At 48.5% G+C, this 19,529-nt stretch carries 19 protein-coding genes and 3 pseudogenes; 17 read left to right on the top strand and 5 right to left on the bottom strand.

The annotated features are described in order from the left end of the window. Positions 1–411: 411 nt before the first annotated feature. The 17 genes and pseudogenes from KWG61_RS12525 (at position 412) to agaF (ending at position 14,827) form a co-directional block, all read left to right on the top strand. Positions 412–1,185, top strand: coding sequence for a hypothetical protein (locus KWG61_RS12525; RefSeq protein WP_242744060.1), 774 nt, complete (start codon positions 412–414; stop codon positions 1,183–1,185). Continuing rightward, positions 1,172–1,483, top strand: coding sequence for a hypothetical protein (locus KWG61_RS12520; protein ID WP_242744058.1), 312 nt, complete (start codon positions 1,172–1,174; stop codon positions 1,481–1,483). Before KWG61_RS12525 ends, KWG61_RS12520 begins: the two co-directional genes overlap by 14 nt. Positions 1,484–1,640: 157 nt before the next feature. Then, positions 1,641–2,309 (top strand): discoidin domain-containing protein, encoded by a 669-nt coding sequence (locus KWG61_RS12515; protein WP_242744056.1) that lies wholly within the window; start codon positions 1,641–1,643, stop codon positions 2,307–2,309. 210 nt (positions 2,310–2,519) lie between these two features. Further along, positions 2,520–2,693, top strand: coding sequence for a hypothetical protein (locus tag KWG61_RS12510; RefSeq protein ID WP_230268265.1), 174 nt, complete (start codon positions 2,520–2,522; stop codon positions 2,691–2,693). A gap of 84 nt (positions 2,694–2,777) precedes the next feature. Then, on the top strand, positions 2,778–3,284 hold the full coding sequence (locus KWG61_RS12505; protein WP_242744054.1) for a CBS domain-containing protein: 507 nt from the start codon (positions 2,778–2,780) through the stop codon (positions 3,282–3,284). Continuing rightward, on the top strand, positions 3,281–4,375 hold the full coding sequence (locus tag KWG61_RS12500) for a DHHA2 domain-containing protein (protein ID WP_242744052.1): 1,095 nt from the start codon (positions 3,281–3,283) through the stop codon (positions 4,373–4,375). Before KWG61_RS12505 ends, KWG61_RS12500 begins: the two co-directional genes overlap by 4 nt. Positions 4,376–4,740: 365 nt before the next feature. Beyond that, positions 4,741–5,949: a peptidase T gene (pepT, locus tag KWG61_RS12495; protein ID WP_230268263.1), complete on the top strand. Its 1,209-nt coding sequence runs from the start codon at positions 4,741–4,743 to the stop codon at positions 5,947–5,949. Between the two features lie 727 nt (positions 5,950–6,676). After that, positions 6,677–7,847 (top strand): annotated as a pseudogene (locus KWG61_RS12490) (NADP-dependent malic enzyme). Then, entirely contained in the window at positions 7,840–8,256 is a 417-nt protein-coding gene (locus KWG61_RS12485; protein WP_242744049.1) for a patatin-like phospholipase family protein, read from the top strand. The pseudogene KWG61_RS12490 and the gene KWG61_RS12485 overlap by 8 nt, the downstream one beginning before the upstream one ends. Next, positions 8,217–8,348 (top strand): hypothetical protein, encoded by a 132-nt coding sequence (locus tag KWG61_RS16495; protein WP_256460693.1) that lies wholly within the window; start codon positions 8,217–8,219, stop codon positions 8,346–8,348. Before KWG61_RS12485 ends, KWG61_RS16495 begins: the two co-directional genes overlap by 40 nt. Continuing rightward, entirely contained in the window at positions 8,345–8,536 is a 192-nt protein-coding gene (locus tag KWG61_RS12480; protein ID WP_242744047.1) for a hypothetical protein, read from the top strand. Before KWG61_RS16495 ends, KWG61_RS12480 begins: the two co-directional genes overlap by 4 nt. Then, complete coding sequence (locus KWG61_RS17755) at positions 8,509–8,793, top strand: DUF6363 domain-containing protein (RefSeq protein WP_367614384.1); 285 nt, start codon at positions 8,509–8,511, stop codon at positions 8,791–8,793. The genes KWG61_RS12480 and KWG61_RS17755 overlap by 28 nt, the downstream gene beginning before the upstream one ends. Before the next feature lie 13 nt (positions 8,794–8,806). Further along, positions 8,807–9,996 (top strand): annotated as a pseudogene (gene rpoD / locus KWG61_RS12475) (RNA polymerase sigma factor RpoD). Between the two features lie 154 nt (positions 9,997–10,150). Continuing rightward, a pseudogene (locus KWG61_RS17750) lies at positions 10,151–10,938 on the top strand (HAD hydrolase family protein). Positions 10,939–11,132: 194 nt separating this feature from the next. Then, positions 11,133–12,002 carry an aldose 1-epimerase family protein gene (locus KWG61_RS12460; RefSeq protein WP_230268258.1) on the top strand — a complete coding sequence of 290 codons (870 nt, stop codon included), beginning with the start codon at positions 11,133–11,135 and terminating at the stop codon, positions 12,000–12,002. A gap of 1,182 nt (positions 12,003–13,184) precedes the next feature. Next, entirely contained in the window at positions 13,185–14,396 is a 1,212-nt protein-coding gene (locus KWG61_RS12455) for an SIS domain-containing protein (RefSeq protein WP_230268256.1), read from the top strand. Further along, positions 14,396–14,827, top strand: a complete 432-nt coding sequence (gene agaF, locus KWG61_RS12450) for a PTS galactosamine/N-acetylgalactosamine transporter subunit IIA (RefSeq protein WP_230268255.1) — start codon at positions 14,396–14,398, stop codon at positions 14,825–14,827. The genes KWG61_RS12455 and agaF overlap by 1 nt, the downstream gene beginning before the upstream one ends. 251 nt (positions 14,828–15,078) lie before the next feature. On the opposite strand, the gene KWG61_RS12445 is transcribed toward agaF, so the two are convergent. From KWG61_RS12445 to KWG61_RS12430, 5 genes are all read right to left on the bottom strand, one after another. After that, a complete protein-coding gene (locus KWG61_RS12445) occupies positions 15,079–16,089 on the bottom strand; it encodes a transposase (RefSeq protein ID WP_242743364.1) in 1,011 nt (336 codons plus the stop codon). 17 nt (positions 16,090–16,106) lie between these two features. After that, on the bottom strand, positions 16,107–16,436 hold the full coding sequence (locus KWG61_RS16490; RefSeq protein ID WP_256460690.1) for a transposase: 330 nt from the start codon (positions 16,434–16,436) through the stop codon (positions 16,107–16,109). Positions 16,437–16,473: 37 nt separating this feature from the next. Then, entirely contained in the window at positions 16,474–16,917 is a 444-nt protein-coding gene (locus KWG61_RS12440) for a hypothetical protein (RefSeq protein WP_242743366.1), read from the bottom strand. Between the two features lie 91 nt (positions 16,918–17,008). Continuing rightward, on the bottom strand, positions 17,009–17,395 hold the full coding sequence (gene tnpB / locus KWG61_RS12435) for an IS66 family insertion sequence element accessory protein TnpB (protein WP_230268547.1): 387 nt from the start codon (positions 17,393–17,395) through the stop codon (positions 17,009–17,011). 248 nt (positions 17,396–17,643) lie between these two features. Then, the gene (locus KWG61_RS12430; RefSeq protein WP_230267504.1) at positions 17,644–18,807 is read right to left on the bottom strand and encodes an AraC family transcriptional regulator; all 1,164 of its coding nucleotides are present in this window, start codon (positions 18,805–18,807) and stop codon (positions 17,644–17,646) included. Between the last annotated feature and the right edge of the window lie 722 nt (positions 18,808–19,529).

The raw sequence follows: 19,529 nt of genomic DNA, 5'->3' as shown, positions 1-19,529 counted from the left end.
ATTCAGAAAAACTTTTTCAGAAATTGTTGTAGAGTGAAACTGGGTTAAAAATAGCTGAGAACAGATAATAACTGAGGCAATCCAGACACTGGACGCAGACGGTATGGACCGCCCGCTTTTCCCGAGGAATGGATCGGCGTTTTGAAGAGAAGCTCTTCAAGCCTCATGCAAGAGTATACGACAGAGTTTCTTTTCTCTCCAGTCCCAGGGCCGCCAAGCCTTCAAAAAACGGCCGGACAGTTTGCCGGAATAGACGATTTCTTTCCTTATACGGGCAAAGACTGCAAAAAAGCCAATGGTAAATTGAAACCATCAAACGTCGGAAACGGCACAGGCAAAGCAGAAACCTGCGTCCATGAAGGTTCAGTCCGGCGTACAAAATGGAAGAAGAGAAAACGAAGAGAGGAAACTATGAAGCAATTCAGAAAACGGCTGGCGGCAGGATTTCTTGGAATGAGCCTGAGCTGCTCGGCGTTTGGCATGCCCGTACTGGCGGCCAACGATGCCCCGACGCAAAACCCGAGCCTGTACGGATTTGTTGCCGGAAGCGATCAGGGAACGAGCGACATGATTGAAAAGACCGGCCTGCAGCAGCTCGACTATACCGATGAAAACGGGGTGACCCTCAGCTATTGGCTGTACGTACCCAAAAATGCGGACGGAAGCGTTGAAGAAGATCTTCCGCTTGTCGTTCACATGCACGGCTATTCCGACGGCGGGAAAACGAGAACGGTCGTCAACCGTCATTATGGCATGGGCTATCAGCTTTTGGCGGATCGGGACAATCCGGTTCGCAAGGCAATCGTTCTGATGCCGCAGACACCACAGGCGACGGTGAACGGAACGTATTTAAACGACGGCAATGAACAGGACCGCTGGGTCAATCTGCCGGGGCTGACGGTAAACGGCAATTACTGGAAGCGTTCGAACTGGGATATGCAGGAAAGGGAACGCTCTCAGAATCTCGACGCGGCGTATAACCTGATCAAGCAGGTACAGAACACATACCATACCGATCTGGATCGCACGTATCTTTCCGGCGAATCCATGGGGGATGCGCCACCTGGGATCTGCTGCTGCGCGATGACGAATATCTTTTTGCGGCGGCTATGCCGATGTGCGGAATCGGGGATCCGACACTCGCGGAAAATGCCTCAAAACCCAGATTCGCATGTACCACTGTAAAAACGATCCGACCATTACCTCCGCTGCGGGAAGGGTAATGTACGAAGCGATGGCTCCGTATGGAAATGTGACGTATACCGAATACGACAGCACTTCCCACTTCTGCTGGAACTACGCCTGGAGCAAGACGCTCGACGATGACGGAAACGGTGTCTCCAATCTCGAAGATGCGATCGACTGGATGTTCAATCAGTCTCGCAAGGGAACGCTCGATCATACGGTCGATAAAGCACCGTTAAAACAGCTCATGAAAAAGCCGAAGCGGCTTCGGCAGCCGATTACGATCCAAAAACATTAGAGAAAATCGCCAGACTGGCGCAGGAAGGCGAAACGCTGCTGGCCAATGCGGCGGCAACGCAGGAAGAGACAGCCAGACTGTGCGAAAAAATTGCCGAATGGCTTTCCCGCAAATCGTCCAGTCTCTGTTTTGAACAAGGGGTCTATCCTTCCCAAACGTGGGGGATTCCCATGCCTGGCTTGCGGTGGACGGAAATACATCGACGTTCTGGGACGGCAGCTCCAATACCTTGAATCCGTGTGTGGATATTCAGCTCGATCATCCCGTTCTGCTGGATTCGCTTACGGTGACGACCCGGATTAACGCGTCGAAATACTATAAATATGAAGTGTACGGATCACTCGATCGCAAAACCTGGGAAAAGATCGGGGAAAAGACCAGTACGGCCGCTTCAACGGAATCTGGCGATACGTATACGTTTGACGGAGACCGGCTGGTTTCCTGGATCCGTCTGAAAGGCGTTGAAAGCAATGTGAACAACTCGTTCCATATTGCGGAAATCAGCGCGACAGGCAGTCATGCCTTTCTCGATTTAAAAGAGCGCATGGAAACGATTGATGCGATTCTTCAGGAAGAAGAAGAAAAGAACGTCCTTCCTTCTTCTTTGAAAGAACAGCTTGAGACGCTCAGCGATTCGTGGCAGAACGTTCAGCTCACCGTCGATACAACGGACGAGCAGATTGAGGCGCTCATTGAACAGGCGGACAGCCTGATCGAAACTGTCCGTTCTCTGCCGGATATGTCTTTGTTGAAATGTGCTCTGAACAAAACCCATACGTTGCAGCTGAATGAATTTGCGGAGGGGAAGACAAAACGAATCTTCTGACACAGGCCGAAGCAGCGCAGGATCTTCTCGATACTGTAACTGCGCAGCAGACGGTCAATGCGATGACCAGAGATCTGGGAAATCGTCTTCTTGCACTGCGCCGGCTTCCGGACGCTTCCCGTCTTCCGGCTTAGACAAAATCGCTTTTTCGTGTTTCGTGCGAGAACGGATCATCAAAGAAGATCACCCACAAAGGACAGCTTTAAGCCAATGACGCAGGATCCAGGCGCTTCTGATCCTGCGTTTTTCCTGGGAAAGAAGCCGAATCGGGAATTTGAAACCCAGTTGGTTTGCCGCTCTTCATCCGCTGCTCTTTTCCTCAAAACGATGAAAGGGATTTCGAATGCCTTTTCTAAAAGTGCAATCGTTGAAAAAGGTGTCTGAATCAGACACGGGGGCAAAAAGCGGGTATCCTGTTCATGCTATACTTGAAACGAAAAATCATACAGTAAATCATGAGGAATGAATATGAAACAGCCCGTATATGTAATTGGTCATAAACGACCCGACACGGATTCGGTATGCGGTGCCATTACTCTGGCGGCTCTGAAACAGAAGCTGGGGGAAAATGTAGTACCGGCCCGTCTGGGTCATCTGAATCCGGAGACGAAATACATTCTGGACAAAGTCGGCGTACCTGCGCCGATCCGTCTGTCGACGGCCAAGAATTCGCTGGAAGAAATTGAAATTGACCAGGCAACGCTGATCAATCAGAACGACACGCTGCGCTACGGCTGGGATCTGATGCTGGAAAATAATGCGAAAACCATTTACGTGCTCGATGACGAAGCCCGTTATGCCGGCATGGTTACCCTGGCCGATATTTCCAAAATCCAGATGCAGGATCTCAATATCACCCGCGAGCTGCTCAAGGATACGCCGGACGAAAATATCCAGGACGTTGTTCACGGTGAAATCCTTTTAAAGGAACCCGCGCCAAAAGCGGCGATGTTCGCATCGCGGATAAGAAGATGATGGAGCGCGACCTGACCGGCGCGATCATGGTGCTCAACGATCATGAAGACGACATGATCAAGGCGATGGCCAAAGGGGCCGCCATGATCGTCATTGCCGAAGGCTTTGTCCCCAACGACTACATTTTTGAAATGGCGAAAGCGATGGGGGTTACGCTGATCAGTACGCCGTACAACCTGATGAAGATCATTCAGATGATCTACCGCTCGATTCCGGTGCGCATGATCATGACGCCAAAGGAAAAAGCCGTGGCGTTCCATCCTTCTGAATATCTCGAAGACGTCGAGAAGAAGATGCTGCAGACGAGGCATTCTTCCTATCCCGTTGTTGTCGGAAACCAGATCGTCGGTGCGGTAGCCCGCTACCATCTGCTCAAGGCCGAACCGAAGAAGTTTATTCTGGTCGACCATAACGAAAGCAAGCAGTCCATCGACGATCGCGAACAGGGCGAAATTCTCGAGATTGTCGACCATCATCGCATCGGCGATATTGAAACGACCAAACCGATCGTGTTCCGCAACATGATCGTCGGTTCTTCCAATACGATCATTGCCCTGATGTATCAGGAACTGAATATCCGCATGGATGAGAAAATCGCCAAGCTGGTTCTGTATGCGATGATCAGCGACACCATGAACTTCAAATCTCCGACCTGCACGATGACCGACCAGATCACAGCTCGTAACATTGAACAGGAGTACGGTCTGAACGCCGCGGAAATGGCCGAAGATCTGTTTCGCCATACCGCCACGATCGAAGGCAAGGAGTTCAAGGAAATTTTGTATCAGGACTGCAAGGAGTTCGATCTCTCCGGTGTGAAGACGGAAATCAGTCAGGTACTGGTGTTCGACTATTCCGATGTCGAACGCATCCGCGATGACTTTGAAGAATATATGGAAAAGGAAGCCCGAAACCGCAAGATCGGTCTTTGGGTCATGGCCTTTACCAATGTGGAAGGAAGCGGTTCGCACTTTATCGCTGCCGGTCCGGAAGCCGCCCGAATCCGTCCGATTCTCAAGGAATTTGAAGAGCTCGGCTACGTCTCCAGAAAGAAACAGTTTGTTCCTGGTCTGAGCGCGGCTCTGCGCTGATGGACAGGATTTTAGAATTTGTCTGAAGTTTTAAAATCGATAAAACAAAGCGGTCTTCCGCTCACCGGTGATCTATCGTCCAGGGAGCGTTAAGACCGCTTTTCTTCTGCTTTCTTCTGCTTTCTTCTGGTTCAGACGGTTCGAAGCAGCCAGACAGCTGCTCTGAGCGCAATTTCAGGCGTTTAGAAATAACTGCCTATAATAGAAACTATAAAAGCAGAAACTGTCTGCGGAGACTGTACGATTCGTCAGCGGCTCAAAGAAAATCCATTTCTTTCTGTCGCAAGACGAAGTGCAGGAAAGCTCATCCTTTTCAGAACGGGAAGGAGGAAGCGAATCCCGCAGAGGAAAAGAGGGAGAAAAGCATGAGTGTAACCGATAAATTTCTGGATTACGTTTCTCTGGATACACAGTCCGATGAAACGTCCACAACCGCCCCATCGACGAAAAAACAGCTCGTTCTGGCCAGAAAACTGGAAGAAGAGCTGAAGCAGATCGGCGTAAGCAACGTGGAACTTTCTGAATATGGTGTCGTTTATGGAGAAATTCCGGCTACCCAGGGATTTCAGGGCGATGCCATCGGTCTGATTTCGCATATGGATACCGCTTCGGAACTAAGCGGCGCCAACGTTCATCCGCAGCGCATCAGCAAATATGATGGCGGAACGATTGCCTTAGGCAAGGACTATTCCATGAATCCGGAGATGTTTCCTTCGCTGAAGGAAGTCATTGGCGATGACATTCTGGTCACTGATGGAACGACACTGCTCGGCGCGGATGATAAAGCCGGCTGCGCCATTATTATGGAGACGCTCGAACAGCTGATTCAGTCCGGCAAGCCGCATGGAAAAGTCATGGTGGCCTTTACCCCGGATGAAGAAATCGGCCGCGGCGTGGCGCATTTCGATCTGAATCGCTTCCCGGTCGACTACGCTTATACAGTCGACGGGGCAGAAATTGAAAATGTCGATTATCAGACGTTCAATGCCGCAATGGCTGAGATCCAGTTCAAAGGACAGGCCATTCATCCTGGATCGGCGAAAGGCAAGATGGTCAACGCAGCAGCGGTTGCTGTCCAGTTCGCGTCCATGCTGCCGCAGTGGGCCCGCCCGGAATTTACCGAAGGCACCGAAGGCTTCATCCATCTTCTGGAAGTGAAGGGCGACTGCGATCAGGCGTCTCTCCAATATATTATCCGGGATCATAACCGGGAAAAATTCGAACAGAAAAAACAGCTGATGAAAGACATGACCAATGTGATCAATGAAATGTGGCCAGACTGCGCCACGATCACGATGCGCGATCAGTACTACAACCTCGAAGATGCCATGCATGGTGACATGCGCGCGGTTGAGCGCGCCAAGGCGGCTCTGAAAGCCTGCGGCATTACGCCGAAAAGCGATCCGATCCGCGGCGGAACCGATGGAGCCAGTCTGACCTGGAAAGGCCTGATTACGCCAAACCTTGGAACCGGCGGCAATAACTTCCACGGACGCTATGAATTCGTCTCCATCCAGAAAATGGAAAAGATGACAGACGTGCTGCTGCACCTGCTTGAAGGCAATCTGGACTAGGTCGTACACGCAGACATCTGAGAACGAAGAACCGGATTCCAACCGATCTTCCAGATGTCGTCAGTGCTCTGCCTTGCGAACGTCAGAAGAGATTTCGTTCAGAAAAAATTGATCAACACAGACAAACCGAAAAACACACAAGGCCCGACCCGACTCGGGCCTCTGTTTTTGACAGAAGGCGAAAAATAAAGAAGAGAAACCCGGTTTTACATCCGTCGGTCAAACACTCTGGACAAAAGGTTCGCTAAAACGCAGATCCAGTGAACGGGAAACGGTTTCAAAAGCCAGAAAATTGAATTTTCGGTAGAAAGTAATAAAAAGTGCAAGCAAAACGGGCGCTTTGAATACAATAGAAAGTACAGCTTGCTAACACACTCTTGTCGCAAAGTAAAGCGGCTTTAAAGCCTTACGACGCTTTGAACAGGAACCGTCGTCAAAGAAAAGACAGAGGGAGTATTGCACACGTGGAGAATATCCATCGCCGCAAATCCAAAAGCACAGGAACTTCTTCTTTGCAAGGAAAAACGAGCAGGCTGAAAATTTATTGGAAAAATCAATCCAATAAAGTGAAATTCAAAGAAAAACAGGCCGTTTGTGCTATGATTGAGTGCCCGTACCCAAAAATGAATCGATGGGCAAAATCAGAACATCGGCCGAACAAACGCGGGCGAAAGCCTTCGTTTTGGCTGGAAAAGACTGTTAAGAGAAAAACTGGAGGAGAGAAACCATGGATTACGCAAAGAAGGCGCTTGAAGCTCATAAAGCATGGAAGGGAAAGGTGGATATCGTTTCCAAACCGACTCTGAAAACCCATGAAGATCTGGCTATCGCCTATACCCCCGGCGTTGCCGCTCCTGTCTGGAAATCGCAAAAGATCCTATGACAAGCTTTGAATATACCGGACGTTCGAACACGATTGCGGTTGTTTCGGATGGATCGGCTGTACTTGGTCTTGGAAACATCGGCGGACTGGCCGGCCTTCCTGTTATGGAAGGCAAGTGTGTGCTGTTCAAGGAACTGGGTGATGTCAATGCGATTCCTCTGGTTCTCAATGAGCAGGATCCCGATAAGATCATTGAAATTGTCGCTGCGCTCGAACCGTCTTTTGGCGGAATCAACCTCGAAGATATTTCCGCTCCAAACTGTTTCTATATTGAGAAAGAACTGCAGAAACGCATGAGCATTCCGGTCTTCCACGATGACCAGCACGGAACCGCCTGCGTCGTTCTTTCCGCTCTGATTAACGCCCTGAAACTTGTGGGTAAGAAAAAGAAGACGTACGCGTTGCCTTCTCCGGCGCCGGTGCCGCGGGATGCGCCATTGCCGATCTGCTCGGTCAGTACGGTTTCCGCCACATCGTTCTCTGCAACTCCAAAGGTATCGTGACCAAAGAAAACGCCCGCAACGAAATGCAGAAGGAACTCGCCGAAAAATATAACCCGGACGGCAAGCCGGGTACGCTGCGCGATGCCATGAAAGGCGCCGATGTCTTCATTGGCGTTTCGGCTGCCGGTCTGGTGGACGAAGACATGGTTCGTTCGATGAACGACGACGCGATCGTATTCGCCATGGCCAACCCGGTTCCGGAAATCGATCCGGCTCTTGCTAAGAAAGCCAGTGCCCGCGTGGTAGGTACGGGACGTTCCGATTTTGACAACCAGATCAATAACGTTCTGATTTTCCCGGCGCTGTTCCGGGGTGCTCTGGATGCCGGCGCTCTGCGCATTACCGACGGCATGAAACTCGCGGCTTCTGAAGCGCTGGCTTCGCTGATCAGCGATGAGGATCTGAAGGAAGACTATGTCATCGTCAGCGCCCTCGATCCGCGCGTAAAAGACAAAGTATCCAAAGCAGTAGCCGACCAGGCCAGAAAAGAAGGCTGCGTTCGGAATGTCTGAAAAACAGTATAAGTACAAATGCGGACTGGTTGTAGAAGGCGGCGGAACGAAAATTGCCTACAGCGCAGGCGTTCTGCAGACTTTTCTCGAAGAGAAAATCTACTTCCCGTACTCCGTCGGCATTTCCTCGGGGTCGGAAGTCCTTCTGGCTTACGTATCCCGTCAGATTGACAGACTGAAAGTGACCACGATTGAAGCGGCGGATCAGAAGGGCGCTATCGGCATCGTTCCCCTTTTAAGGAAGGCGGACTCTTCGGTCTGGAAGCCACCAATAAATATATTGAAGAACATGCACCGCTCGATTTCGAGTCCTTTTTCCAATCCTCTACGGACATGGAAATCGGCGTGTATGACATGGATGAAAACAAAGTGGAATACTTTGGAAAGCCCTATGTCGATCAGAGCATGACGCTGATCAAGGCCAGCTGCGCACTGCTGCTTCTGGCCAAACCGTATCGCTGGAACGGCAAAAATATTTTGATGCCGGTCTGGTCGATATGATTTCCGTTCAGCAGGCTCTCGACGCAGGCTGTGAAAAGGTAGTTATCCTTTCCACAAAAGAAAGAGGATACCGCCGCAAGCCGGCACCAAAATGGCAGGTCTGGCTTGCCCGGCTGATTTATCGTGATCCGGTCATTACGGATCATCTGAAAAACGGCACATCCGCTACCAGGAACAATGGGACCTGATTGACCGGCTGGAAGATGAGGGACGCGCGCTTGTTCTTCGCCCCTCAAAAGACATGCATATTACCCGCTATACTACGGATCCGAACAAACTGAAACCGTGGTACGAACTGGGCATAGAGGAGACCCGCCAGCGTCTGCCGGAGATCCGCAAATTCTGCGCGGGGATGAATCCTTGCGAAGAATCTACTGGTGCATCTGCCGAATCAAACCAAACGATCTGTGCCAATATGGTAGTAAACACGTTAGAACAAGTCTGAAAGGAAGATTTGAATGGCCGCAAAGAAGAATAAAAAGCGACTGAGCTTTTCGTCGATTGATGATGTCAAAATGGTGCTCGAAGCGTCAAAAGAAGCCGGGGCGAAACTCGATCAGAAAGAGTTCATGGAAGCTCTGAACGAGCTGAATCTCTCGGACAGCGATCTGAATTCTCTTATCCTCTGGTGTCAGAAAAACAAGATCAGCATCAATGGATCCGACAGTGACGATGACGAAGACATCGAAGAACTGGACAGCGATGACGATTCTCTTGACGATGGAGAGGACGAAGATTCGGAAGATTCAGAAGCCAGCAGCCGAGAGGAAGAACTCGCCCGTCTGGAACGTACTTTTGCGGATACAAGCAATGCGAAAACCAGCGACCCGGTAAAAGCCTATCTGAAAGAAATCGGTGCCATTCCTCTTCTTACTCCCCAGCAGGAAGTGGAGATTGCCAAACGAATTGAAGCAGGCGATCAGGAAGCCAAGCAGATCCTGATTGACTCCAACCTTCGTCTGGTTGTATCGATTGCGAAAAAATATGTCGGCCGCGGACTGCTCTTCCTGGATCTGATTCAGGAAGGAAACATCGGTCTGATCAAAGCCGTAGAAAAATTCGACTATACGAAGGGATTCAAGTTCTCGACCTACGCCACATGGTGGATCCGTCAGGCAATCACCCGTGCGATTGCCGACCAGGCCAGAACGATTCGTATCCCGGTTCATATGGTAGAAACCATCAACAAGATGACGCGAATCCAGCGTCTGCTTGTTCAGGATCTGGGCCGTGACCCGATTCCGGAAGAAATCGCGGAGAAGATGGAAGACATGACCGCCGAACGCGTAAACGAAATCCAGCGTTCTGCCCTCGATCCAGTTTCCATGGAAACGCCTGTCGGCGATGAAAACGACACCTTCCTGGGCGACTTCATCGAAGATAAGTCCACCGTCACCCCGGAAGAATACACACATAACCAGCTTCTGAAAGAGACGATCGAAGAAGTTCTGTCCACACTGACCGAACGTGAAGAAAAGTCATTCGTCTGCGTTTCGGCCTCGACAACGGCCGTACCTGGACACTGGAAGAGATCGGCAAGAAGTTCAATGTTACTCGTGAGCGAATCCGTCAGATTGAAGCCAAGGCAATCAAGAAACTGAAAGGACCGCAGAGAGCCAAACTGCTTTCTGTCTTCCACGAAAACTAAGCTTAAACTCAGGTTCAAATAGAAATGGCGAAGCGCAACGCTTCGCTTTTTTGTAAATGTAAATTAAAATGGTCACAAAGGCCTTGTCTGCGCATGCAGAAGAGTCAGCATCGAAGATGTTTTCAAGAACATCTGAAAGGGACAGAAAATCCAAATGAAACATGTCTATTTGTTTGATATAGATGGAACGCTCTACAACAATAAATTTCATGAAATTGATTCGCATTTAACGGAAGAGTTCCAGTATCTGGTCGATCAGGGCGATCTGATCTATCTGGTCAGCAGCCGTTCGCCTTACGAAATGGCGCATCTTCCAGCGGAATTCATTCGTTTTCCTTTTTCCGGAATGATTCTGGAAGGCGGTGCGGCCATTTATGACGAGAACAAACAGCTCGTCGATGCCCGTCTGATTCGAAACAGCGATGTAAAAACGATTCGCAATTTCTGCAGGAAAACCATCTGCTCTGGCGCTATTCCGGACCCGACGGCAACTTCTTTAATTCCGAAGCGCCCAAGGAAGTCCGCCACCACTGGAGAAAGCTGTATATGGTTACGCCAAAGACGAAGGAATGGGTCGGCGATGACGTATGCAACATCATTATCTGGACAGACGATTCGCGAACACGCGATGCGATTGCGGCTTTGCTTCCAGACAGCTCCAAGGTGTTCTACAGTAAATGTGTAGAAATCCGGGCGCCCGGCATTTCCAAAGAGTCGACGCTGGAAAAACTGTCCCGTCACCACGAACCCTGCATGACAATTGCGGTAGGCGATGGTCTCAACGACGTGAAGATGATCAAAGCCGCCGGATATGGCGTAGCCGTTGGCAACGCCAAAAAGCAGCCAAAGAGGCCGCCGATGAAGTCATTGGAAGCGTTCAGGAAGAAGGCGTATCCAGCTGGCTCAAAAAGACGTCTCAAACGCGCCGGAACCGGATTGTAGAGCGCAAATGCAGTCTGCCTTTTGAACGTTCATCTGTCTCTCCATATACTCCATATAGAAAAGGCCATGTGTCTGTCCGCTAACAGGTGAACAGGCTTCAAAAGGGAGGAACCGTTCGCAGGATGCGCCTTCAGGGGCCAGACTGTTCGAGCACAGCGCTTTTAACTCATCAGGAGAACGGAAAGGAAATTTCAATGAATCCATTAAAAATTGAAAACGAACGCATGCTTCTGCGCACCGATAATCCAGGGGCACAGATGATCAGCCTGTTCGATAAGAAAGCAGGCCGTGAACTTCTGTATCAGGCCGATCAGGGCTGGTCGGGCCGCAATCCCTCCCTCTTTCCGACCATTGGAAAGACATGGAAGAACGGGGAATACGAAATCGAAGGCAAAACGTATGCGATGAAAAACCATGGACTGGTTCGCTATGAAAATCTGGATGGCAGCATTCAGGATGACCGTATTGTCTATGTCCTCGATTCGAATGGGGAAACTCTGAAGAAATACCCATTTGATTTCCATTTTGAACTGATCTATACGCTCCTCGAAAACGGTGTACGTGTGCAGTATGCGATTACCAATACCGGCGATAAGACGATGCCGTTTTCCTTCGGTCTTCATCCAGCGTTTAAAACCGTACAGAACGCCGACGAAGTGTTTGAAGATTTCTCCATCTCCTTTGAACCCAAATCCATGGCGGATCAGATCGTCTTTTTCCCGGATCTTTCGCCTGTAAAACGTGTTCCGGTCATTCTCGATACATGGAAATGCAATCACGAAGATATGGATCAATACGCGACGCTCGTTTTTGATCAGATCGAAGCCCGGGAAGCGACGCTTTTCTATAAGGATGAACAGCGCCTGAAAATGAGCTTTGCAGGTTTCCCGACGGTAGCTCTGTGGAATGCGGATCGCAGCAGCGATTTCATCTGCATCGAACCCTGGTTTGGCCATACCGATTTTGAAAAGGTCGACGGCCCGTTTGAAAAACGCGAAGGCACACTTTCTCTTAAGCCGGGAGACACGTTCAATGCGCAATATACCATTGAAAGTCTGACGTAAGTTCACTCCATACGCAAAACAATCAGAAAGAATACAAAAATCCGCTCGGATCGCCCGGGCGGATTTTTCATTGGATGGGTTTGGCGTCAGTACAGGGCAGGAAAGAGCCGTACCCTGTTCTTTATTCTTTGGAGATCGGAACAACATGATGAGCAGGTTGATCGCCATGTAAACGCAGACTGCCAAACCGCACCAGCAGAGGATGATGACTTGCTGCGAATAGTGGGACTGGTAGGCATTTACGACCAGCAGAACACCAAGAACAATAAAGAGAATGATTTTGAGCCAGGTCTTCGTCCGCATATCCGAAGAAATCACGGAGCTTACCGTTGGCGTAGCTTTGGATGGGTCGAAATCACTGACGACGGTCAGGCCTTTCTGGAATTTGTAGAAACTCCATTCAAAACCGGCAAAAACTAAAGCGCCCAATACAAAAGCGATCCACATAGGCATCTTGAACCAGTCGGTCAATGCCGAACCGCAGATCATGATCGTAGCGACGGCGACGATAAAGCGGGAATTGTAGCGGTTGAACCGCTTGTAGTCGTATTTTGGAAGATACAGATTTTTGTGAAGCAGCGGAGAAACGTAAATCAGACGTCTCTTGTTATCGAAAAACAAATGTTTACCAACGGGCTGTTCGGGATCGATCGGTGCAGAGACCGTACGTCCTTTACGGCTGGCTGATGATTTCTGAGCCATAGAGCAAGCTCCTTTCATTGAGTTCTATTATAGCCAGAGAAGCAAACATAAGTAAAAGCTATTTTCGGCAGACCGTACGCTCGCCTTTGCGCAGATCGGGCGCAGCGCAGATTTTTTCTTTTCTTTTGTTTCTGGAAAATGCCTCCGTCAAAAGAAGAGACGATGCTTCACCGATCCGGACGGGCAGCGAATAGAAACAGGAACTGTCGGTGAAATCAACCAATCCGATCGAGACGATAAAATCAAAATACTGGAAAAATGATGTACTGGATCCGGATAAAAGGGGCAAAAACTCAAAAAATATCCGTTCAGGGGTTATTTCTTGCTCAAATCCGGCTTGAGACAGAGTACGATATTAGGGAGGAATGGACTTCAAAAATCCGTTCGCTGATTTGCACTTTTTAAACAAAAATGTCGTCGGATAATCGTAAAAGTGTAAATCAAAGTATAATGAAACCAACTTTAAAGGAGGAATCAAACATGATTTTTGGTCATGAAGAGAACTTCTGGGAAAGCGCAAACGGCATCTGGACAGCTCGGGAAATCTACCAGCAGCCGAACACCTGGAAGAAAACACTCAAACAGATTAAAGAAAAGAAAGACGAAATTAAGGCATTCATCGATCCGCTTCTGGAAGATCCAAACCTGGATATCATCTTCACCGGTGCTGGAACCAGTGAATATGTCGGCAATGCCCTCTATTCTTTCATCAACACCTGCACAGGCTTCCGCGCAAAATCCTATGCATCGACTGACCTGGTAGAAACTCCAGAAAACTACCTCGACAAAAACCGCAAGACTCTGCTCGTCAGCTTCGGCCGTTCTGGCAACTCTCCGGAATCCGTAGGCGCAGTTCAGGTAGCAGACGCGGTATGCGGCAAGAACGTTTACCATCTGTTCATCACCTGCAACAAGAACGGCGCACTCGCAAAAGCTGCTGCTGCACGCGACAACGCCCTCGATATCAACCTGACGGAAGAGACTCACGACCAGTCCTTCGCCATGACCTCCAGTTTCTCCAACATGATGCTGGCTGCTATGCTCTGCTTCAACCTGGATCACCTGGTAGAAACTGAAGCTCGTCTGGAAGACGTTATCCTCAGAGGACAGCACTTCCTCGACCATGGCTACAAAGCCTGTGAAGATCTGGTTAAATCCTATGACTTCAACCGTATCGTTTACCTTGGCGCAAACGTTCTGAAAGGCATCGCTCAGGAATCCCAGCTGAAGATCTGCGAACTGACTGCAGGCCAGGTTACAACAACCTTCGATTCTCCGCTTGGCTTCCGTCACGGACCAAAATCTGTTGTTAACGACGAAACCCTGACCGTTATCTACATTTCTGATGATCCATATCAGAGACAGTATGAATACGACCTGGTTAAGGAAATGGCTTCCCAGAGAAAGGGCAACAAACTGGTAGCCGTAGCCGCTCGTAAATACGAAGACATCGAAAAACTCGTTGACCTCTATATCGACTTTGGTCTGCTCTTCGCAAAAGACAACATGTACCTTGCCTTCGACTACATCCTGGCTGCTCAGGTAATCGCACTGTTCAAATCCATCTCTCTTGGCATCACACCGGATAACCCATGCCCAACTGGCGAAGTTAACCGCGTTGTTCAGGGCGTTACCATCTATCCTTACGAACTCAAATCGGAAACTGAAGTCACTGTGGAGGAAAACGCATAATGATTGGACTTATCGTAACCGGACATGGACACTTTGCGTCTGGTCTGACTGAAGCTTTAAACGTTATTGCCGGACCGGCCGAAAACTACTATGCGGTAGATTTCAACCTGACCGATTCGACCGATGATCTGGCTGCTCATCTTGAAGAAGCCATGAACAACCTGAAAGACTGCGAGTCTGTACTCGTACTGTCCGACCTGGCTGGCGGTTCGCCGTTCAAAGTCAGCGTAGAACTCGGCTTCCCAAGAGGCTATGAAGTTGTAGCCGGTACAAACCTTGGCATGCTCGTAGAAATCAACCTCGTTCGTCAGTTCATGGATGACATTCATCAGCTGGCAAAACAGGCGATCACAGTCGGCAAAGACCAGGTACAGGCTTTCGAATTCAAGGCTCCTGCAGCTGAATCCGACGATTTCTCCGACGGAATCTAATTCCCGGATTCGCTCGTTTCCTCAGGGCAAACTCAAAGAGAAAACAGAGCATCCGCAACGACGACATTTTTCTGTATAGCAAAAGAGCACGCATCTTCCGTTTGATGCGTGCTCTTTTCTTCGTTCAGTAAAGGACGATATTTGATTTGGACAACGAAAAAGTAAGTGTCAAACAATCGACGGGTATACGCGAGACTGAATATTAGATACGCTAAACGGGATCCCTTTCGAGATCCCGCTTGGCGTATTTTTTATTCTTCATCGTTTTCTTCATACTTCGGATCCGGTCCACGGTATCCAATTCGAAGATATTCAGGTAAATCCTTTGAATACGGCAGAAGTGACTTCAATACATCTACCGCGATTTCATCGTCTTTGAACCATTTGAGTTCATCCAGAACGTACTCCATGTAGCGCTCTGGATTTAAGTCGTTCATTTCAGCCGATCGAAACAAAGTCATAAACGCTGCGACGACTTCCGCACCTTTGATACTCTTCGTAGTCTGGAAGTTTTTGCGATTGATCACGAATGGCTTTACGGCTCTTTCTGCCACATTATTGTCGATCGGATAATCACCGTCTTCCAGGTACCTTCCCAACGAGTTCGCTCGATCCATGAAGTACTTGGCTGCTCTGTAGGCGGTGCTTCTTTCCTCGAATCCACTCTGAATCTCCATCATGACTCTTGTGAGTCTTTCAAAGCAGGGCTTTGAAAGTTCCTGCCGAACTTCGGTTCTCGCCTCGTGCGAGTAAGAAGCAACGTGGGATTCGATGTGGTAGAGCTTCCCGAACAGAGACAGGGCTGTGAGCAGAATCTGGAGACCCGGACTTGGTTCGGGTCTCTCTGTTTCGTCCAGCTGGGCTGCCGCTTCTGCGGCCTCTTCGTCGTTCTCCAGTGTGGTCTTTTCCCACTTCAGGACGTCTGCCTGATACTGCGCGAAGTCTGACCGGACTTTGATGGCTTCGAAGATCTTTCTTCTCGCATGGGCCATACAGTTGAGCTTTCTGCAGGGGCCATAGTAGTTGGCATATGCATAAAGCCCGTCTGTCATAAGGGCATGACGAAAAGAACCGCCAAGGAGGGCGATTACGAACTCCTGTTTCTTGTAAGGGAAAAACTTATAGACAGCCATCTGGTTCTCTTCATAGATTCCGCTGACGGCGACAACCATAGAAGACTGTTTTCGATCTTTAACCTCCGTGCACTTTAAAACCGTCTCATCCATATGGACGACGTTACAGTTTGGGAGATCCTCAATCATTTGTTTTACGAGGGGCTTCAGATAAAGATCGTAAGTTTTTCCAGGATGTTGCCCATGGTCTGACGGCTGATCGGCAGTCCCGTGAGACTCAGGTGCTTTTCCTGACGATAGGCCGGGGTTCCCATTACGAACTTATCGTAGGCAATTCCCGCGACCATAGAGGAAGTTGCGACACTCTTGTCGATCAGTGCAGGCTCGTCAGGTTCGGCGGTGCGGATGATGGCTTTCCCGTTTTCATCCGTACACTTGTTTGGGCACGCGACTGTCTCACGCAGCACTTCTTCCAGCCTATAGCGAGCGGGAATCCGATGAATCCTATAGTGACGTTTCATTCCAACAGTTTTCATCTCACAGCCGCAAACTGGGCAAATGCGCTTTTCCCTTCTACACTGAAGGTAGTGGTTTCTTTGACCGCTTCCTGCTTTCTGCACTTGGTGGAAGGTTTTTCTTGCTTCCTTCAACAGAACTGAGCTTTAAATCTTCAGCTTCTTTACGATAGCGGTCTCCCTCTTCCTGATATTTCGCAGCCCGGTTAAAACAATCATCGGCTTTCAGATCAAGCTGAGCCAGCTGTTTATTCAGAATATTGATATCTGGGCCGCCGTCCTCGTTTTCAGAGTAATCCAGTTTCAAGGGAACCATCTTTTCCGTAGAAGGACCAAAGCGGCCGCTTTTCACGGCTTTATTGATTTCTTTAGCGAAATAGAGATCCAGGTACATATCCTCAATAAATTTGTCTTTCTCTTCTTCCGTCATGGTGCTGATCTGATGATGAAGATCTTCGAGGAGCTCGTTGCGGATTGTCTGGTAAGGGTTCGGCACATTCATGTATTAATTTTAACATATTTAGAGCGATAGATAAAGTAAATAGGATGATTTATCTTGATATTCCTTCAAAAAATCATCCTTTTAAATTGGTTTAAACATACTTATAAGTTCGTGGCAGAAATGCCGGCTGGGGAACAATCGACAGACCGGAAAGCAGAGAAGCCAGCTGCGAACAGTCAATTCGCATGAAGTCGGACTGGTCAGTGCTGACAGGCCACTGAAGGGAAGATCTGGAGAGTCGCTTATAAACAAGCCAGAATCCATTTCCGTCACGAAGGATACCTTTGATCTTGTTCTTCTGTCGATTAACGAAGAGAAAGAGGGATCCATCCAGCGGATCCAGAGCGAGAGGTCCTTGAACCAGGGAGACGTAACCGTCAATTCCTTTGCGAAGGTCAGCAGGCATCTGAGCCAGATAGATGTTTTTAACTTTGGAGAAATCGATACCGAGATCGATTGCAGGGATGATTGATTCCATGAAAAAGCCTCCTTGAATAAAGGAATTATCCCAAGGAGGCGGTCGAGAAAATACCCGTCTTTTATTTGACGCTTACCGAAAAAGGGCCGGGACAGCCCTTTTTCCAAGAAAGTTTAAGAAAGGGAATTTGATTATGAAGCGAGCCTTCTTAGCTCGCTTATAAAATACAAACTCCGTAAAAAACATCTATTGTTATGCCTGATTTCTCATAGCCTGGAAATACATCCAGTACCTGCTCGATCCGGCGATCAAGGATGGATCGACTTGGAGTAATCCGTCGGGGAAAGACCGTACTGCTTTTTGAACTTTCTCGAGAAGTAGTGAATGCTGGTGAAGCCAAGCATGTCGCTGATCTCGGAGATCGTACGGTTGTGTTCCTGAATCAGAAGCTTTGCGTGATTCAGCTTGAGGTTGGAGATGTACTGTTTCGGACTGATGTGCAGGTTGGTCCGGAAGAGGTTTTGCAGGGAAGAGCGCGAAACCGAGAACTTAATGCACAGATCCTCGACCGTAAATGCCGAACAGATGTTGTTGTTGATGTAGACCAGAATTTCGTTGAGCAGAGTGTGTTCATAATGCTGCTGCATCGGGTTGATGCCTGCATCGACTTCTTCTTTATGGTCGAACTGGTGCAGCAGAATGATGACTTCCTTCAGATAGAGGATCGCAAGTTCCTGGTTCAGATAGTCTTCCGTTTGTACTGCCTTCATGAAGGAGCAGAGGACCTGATAAATATCTTTGCGTGTATGGAAGACACGATTGCACAGCGAATCCGCCAGCGTGTCATCCATCTTAAAGATAACGGTCAGATACGAACACGTCTGATCATGTTTTGTGTAGTGCGAGTGGAACTGTCCTGGGTAGTAGAGCATCAGATCGTACATGCTCAGGGAGTAGGCTTTGCCATCCACGTCCATTTCCATGGATCCGTGGTCAATATAAACAAGTTCATAGTACGAGTGCGCTTCACCCGGGAAAACGTAGTCTTCTTTTCGAACCTGATAAAAGGTGGTCAGGATTTCATGAATATGAAGATTGGTCACCATCGGGCTGAACGTAACTTCGTGCGCAGCCGGATGAATTTCCAGATTTGATTTACGGTAGCAGATATCAATCTCGGCATCATCTGAGATCGAAATGAAGTTAAAGAAGGTTTCGGGATTCGTTTTGACAATCCGATGGATGACAAAGTTTTCAAAAGTATCCCCGTCTTTTGAAACAGCCATCAGCACAATGCCCGATTTGCACTGGATGTAGCAGGGTTCGTTCGAAGAGTACACATGCGAGAAGCTCTTAGCCGTCAGTTTAAGAGCGTTCTGCTGGTAGTCGGCATGCTGTTCAGCCACTTCGGACAGATCGTAGAGGATCGAGCCATACGGCTGAAACTGATAATGCGTTGTTCTTTTGAGCATATTTCACCACTATTCCAAATTTTCAAGGCAAAAGTCTTCAAATACTGTTTAGAGCAACAAAGAGACTATTTTGTCTTGTTAACGCTTTCTAATACAAAAAGTATATCCAGCGTTTGATGGGGTGTAAATGAGCCGGAAATTAAAAGGGCAAATTTTGTAAATTTCGGTCGATATTTCACTAAAAAGTTCAAATCTGTGGAGTAAATCGATATTTCCGTACATTAAGATTGAATAAATTAGTTCGAAGGCGAGGTGGATATTTTCGATCAATGCAAAGCAAATTTCAAAAACGGATGTTTTTCTTATTTGTATGGACAATTCTGGGCCAGAACTTGCGTTATAAAGAGAGCAGAGCTTATAAAAATACGGTCGTTGCAATTGCTAAAAACCTTAGTTTAAAACAGTAAATATTTATGGAATCTTTATGTGATGGGTGGCAGTAAACAGGGGTTAACGGTTGTAAGAGCAGATGTTCAGTCTGTTAAAGGGAGGGGACGATCTGGCTGTCCCTTCTTCATCAGACCTGGTTTTGTATGGACTTTTCCTGGCTATGGCTCCGAAAATCCGAGATTCTGTACTTTGCTGAACGCGTAACGATCAGGGCTTTCCTTATTTTCAAAGAAGCTAAGGATAAGATAAAGGTCTCGAGTCGGACTTGGGCAGGGACCTGCAGAGAAGCAGAGAAAGAAGAATCTGCAAGGGCCTGATCCAGGAATTCATTG

It is taken from the genome of Allobaculum sp. Allo2 (assembly GCF_022701175.1).
GTDB lineage: Bacteria > Bacillota_I > Bacilli_A > Erysipelotrichales > Erysipelotrichaceae > Allobaculum > Allobaculum fili.
This window is presented reverse-complemented; position numbering and strand designations above follow the sequence as displayed.